The organism is 'Chrysanthemum coronarium' phytoplasma (genome assembly GCF_000744065.1).
GTDB classification, from domain to species: domain Bacteria; phylum Bacillota_I; class Bacilli_A; order Acholeplasmatales; family Acholeplasmataceae; genus Phytoplasma; species Phytoplasma asteris.
Map to the genome: position 1 here is coordinate 1 of NZ_BBIY01000093.1, position 1,787 is coordinate 1,787.

The 1,787-nt window shown below is 29.0% G+C and carries 3 protein-coding genes; all 3 read right to left on the reverse strand.

Annotated elements, in window-relative coordinates; translation table 11 throughout:
• Positions 1–1,242 (reverse strand): AAA family ATPase (locus OYV_RS03740; RefSeq protein WP_042068358.1); only part of this gene is annotated, 1,242 nt, incomplete at its 3' end.
• A 42-nt stretch (positions 1,243–1,284) separates the two neighbouring features.
• Positions 1,285–1,575, reverse strand: a complete 291-nt coding sequence (locus tag OYV_RS03745) for an HU family DNA-binding protein (protein WP_011160759.1) — start codon at positions 1,573–1,575, stop codon at positions 1,285–1,287.
• Positions 1,572–1,787: DUF2963 domain-containing protein (locus OYV_RS03750; protein ID WP_172642369.1), on the reverse strand; the 216-nt coding region annotated here is incomplete at its 5' end. The genes OYV_RS03745 and OYV_RS03750, both read right to left, overlap by 4 nt.

The following is a 1,787-nucleotide window of genomic DNA, read 5'->3' on the forward strand; positions in this document are numbered from 1 at the left end:
ACCGATATAGATTTCTTTACTAAAACGACTGCGTAAAGCGGAGTCAATTTTATGAAGGTTATTATTTGCACCCATTAAAACTATTTTTTTGTTACTACTGTTAAACCCATCTAATTTATCTAATAAAGTATTAATCACATTGACTCCTCCTGAAGAAATGTTGGAATCATTACGATTTTCTAAGCCTTCGATTTCGTCAATAAAGATAATGGTTTTATCATGATTTTCTGCTTCTTGCCAAACTTTATCAACTTCTTTTTCTCCTTCGCCGATGTATTTTTGTCGAAATTTGGAAGGAATTAAATTAATAAAGTGAACGTTAGCTTCTCCACAAAGAGCTTTGATTAAAAAGGTTTTTCCTGTTCCTGGCGGACCATAAAGTAAATAACCTTTAGGGCGGACTTGATCGAAGTTAATTAAAGATTGGTTCGTGCGAAAATAAGTTAATAAGTCTTCTAATTCTTCTTTTTCATTTTCCATGCCGTAAACGTCTTTAAATGTCACTTGTTTTTTAGTATGAGGAAGAGGTTTATTTTCTTTTAAATGATTTAATTGGATAGTTAAATTTTTCTTTTGTTTTTCAAAAGCGAATTTTTGATCAGTTAAGAACAGTTGAAAATCATTTAGATTTTTTAATTCAGTTTGATTTTTTCGATATTCTTTTTGCGTTTTTAATTCTTCAATTCTTTTTTGATTAGCTTCCACATAATTAAGAGCTTGATTTAAGTGGGAAATTTGTTGTTGGAGGTTTTCTTGGGTTTGAAGTTGAGCTTTTTCTTGAGCTAATTTTTCTAGTTCTTCTTGTTTTTCTTTTTGATTTTGGTTTAACGCTTTTCTTTGTTCCATTAAATTATTAACTAAGGTTTGTTGGGTTTGTTGTTGATTTTTTAGTTCTGTTAATTGTTGTTGTTTTTGGGTTTTGATTGTCGGATTTAATTGCGGGTTATTAGTTAATTCAGTTTGCAGAGTTTTAATTTTAGTAATAATGTCGGTTAAAGTTTTGACATTTTCATTAATTTGGGTTTTTAAGATGCGGTCTTGTTGTTGGAGTGCTTGGATTTTGGCTTGTTCTAATTTGATTTGGTTGTCGATCTCTTGTGGTTGTGTTGATGGAGGTTGTTTAGTTAATGATGGGTTTTGAGTTGGTAGATGAGAATGAGTGATGCCAAAGATTAATAAAATAAACAAACCTAAACTCAATAATCCAATCAAACTAAGATAAATTTTTTTGTTTAATGACATAGAGAACCTCCTTTCTTAGGTTTTTTAAAGAAAATAATTGGGTTATTTTAAAATTAAAGTTTTCACTTGGTCTTTGATGTTTTTAGAAAGTTTGAAAGTGACTACAGTTTTGGCAGGGATTTTTAGTTTTTTCTTTGTTTTAGGGTTTCTGCCGATGTAGGCTTTTCTTGATTTTAATTTGAATTTGCCTATTTGAGGTGATAAAACTACTTCTTCGTTAGTAGTGATTGCTTCGATTAAAGTCTTTTCAAAAATATTATAAAATTCTTCTGTTTTAGAAATTGAGGTTTTATTTACCTCAGCTATTTTTTTAATTAATTCTTTTTTTGTCATAACGATTCGACTCCTTTTGTTTGATTTGTTTTAATTGTTTGTTGATTAGTTTTTTTATCATATTCAATTATTTGTTCGATAGTTTGGCCATCCGAACTATAGATGAATCTTTTAATAAATTCGCCAATCATTTTGTCAAATTTGGCAATATAATTGATAATTTTGTCATCAAACTGACAATATCGTTTTTCTTTTATTTCTTTACCAGTCAC

Coding starts and splice junctions, on each gene's coding strand:
- OYV_RS03745 (WP_011160759.1), bottom strand. CDS start 1,575: ATGACAAAAAAAGAATTAATTAAAAAAATAGCTGAGGTAAATAAAACC.